Source organism: Microcoleus sp. BM001215392 (assembly GCF_036700185.1).
Classification (GTDB): Bacteria; Cyanobacteriota; Cyanobacteriia; order Cyanobacteriales; family Microcoleaceae; genus Microcoleus.
Window position 1 is genome coordinate 1 of sequence record NZ_JAUBOJ010000683.1, and the last position, 1,671, is coordinate 1,671.

Annotated in this window: 1 protein-coding gene; it reads right to left on the reverse strand. The window is 40.3% G+C overall.

The window, feature by feature from the left end:
* Positions 1–53: 53 nt before the first annotated feature.
* Positions 54–1,546 (reverse strand): IS5 family transposase gene (locus QT974_RS34120; RefSeq protein WP_442933241.1). Its coding sequence is split into 2 segments (ribosomal slippage): positions 54–79 and positions 79–1,546, totalling 1,494 coding nucleotides; the frame shifts between segments, so codons are not numbered across the junction.
* Positions 1,547–1,671: the final 125 nt, after the last annotated feature.

Below are 1,671 nucleotides of genomic sequence, written 5' to 3' on the forward strand. Positions count from 1 at the left end.
TAGGGTTTGCTGAATAATCGATCGCAGACCAATAGCAGGAGCGATCGATCTATTCAAGTTCGGTTAAATATAAGTTTTTATGTGTCGATTTCACCCAAGTATAATTGTAGATTATCTTCCACCCAAAAACAGGTGTTCTTTTTCCAAATAGACATAAAAACATACAAAAAACCCGGCGCCACCAGGTGGCAAGGTTCATTACCAAAAAAGTAATTGCAATAACCGTACCAGATGTATTATCGAGTTTTGCCATCACTCGATTTAGGCTGAATCTTCGTTTACCTTGTCCAAACTTTCCCTCAATTGCATTTCTAATCCTCTCATCTTCTAAGGCTTGCTTCTTTTTTGATTTACTCACATTTGCTCTTGGTCTTCCTAAGGGCGGCCCACTGAGTCTAATTCCTTTTTCTTTACACCATGCTCGATTTTCTCTTGTTCGATAAATGCGATCTGCATGAACAGACTCTGGATAATATCCTGTGAACCTATGATATGCTTCTACTTGTGCTTTTAAGTCTCCTGATTCATTAAAGTTGTCCCAGCTCATCCGGTCTAAAAATACATATCCTTCAAAACAACTGGCTGATAGTTTAGCTCCAAACTCTACGCTTTTTCCGGCTTTTCCTCTGACTATGGGACGAATGTGGGGTTGACTTAAACTTACTATTCTATCCTCAATACTCTGTTTATCGTTGTCAAACAACCACTGTTGTTGGCGAGTGACTTCTGTGAGAACTAGCAAGGTTTTATATTGCTTTTTATTCAGACCTTCTAGGCTCGCACCTAACTCTATTAGCTGTTCAATATGAGCTAAATTTCTTTTGATATATTGGAGTTGTTTTTTAATTGCCTGTCTTCTTTTATTTTTGGTTGGTCGTCTTTGTTTGGCTACTGATAAGTAGTCTTTTCTTGCTAGATTACGGTAGGTTCTTGGTTTTTTATGGGCTTTTTCTTTAATTTGTTTATACAGAATGTCTATGATTTTTTCTGTATGAACTCTGGCTCTGTTTAATAGTCCTAAGTCGGTCGGATAACTAATATCGGCTGGGGCGCAGGTTGCATCTATAATTAGTTTTCCGCGATTGGGTGACTCATTTTTGGCGTCCGAATCCTTTTTTTTTTCGGTTTTGATTGGGGTGGTGGAACGCATTTTTTCAACCATGCGTTCGTTGACTTGATTAATTAAGTTGGGACTGATTCGTTGCCGAAAGTGTACTAATAGTGATGGGTCAAATGGTAGCTCATTGCTGTAGCTTGATTGACCGATCAAGTATTGTAGATAGGGGTTTTCGCGGATCTGTTCTACTGTTTCCCGATCGCTAATTCCGAGTTTTTCTTTGATAATTAATGCCCCCAATGCCATCCGAAATGATTTGGCTGGTGCGCCCTTGTCTGCGGGGAAGTTGGCCGCATATTCTGATTCAAATTCAGACCACGGGATTATTTGGGCCATTTTTACCCAACGGTTGTCCGCTGACAATTTAGATCCGTTGGCTAGTTCAAAGTCTAAGGGTTGGATGGGAGCAAGCTCAGCTTTTCTGTACACGCTCGTAGGTGGTTATGCACGGGTTTTGATCTATTTTACCTGTTTTTTTTGCATCTGACTCTCGATCGCACGAGCGCATAACCCACGCCTCGTAAATCTTTTGGCTTTTATTCAGCAAGCCCTAA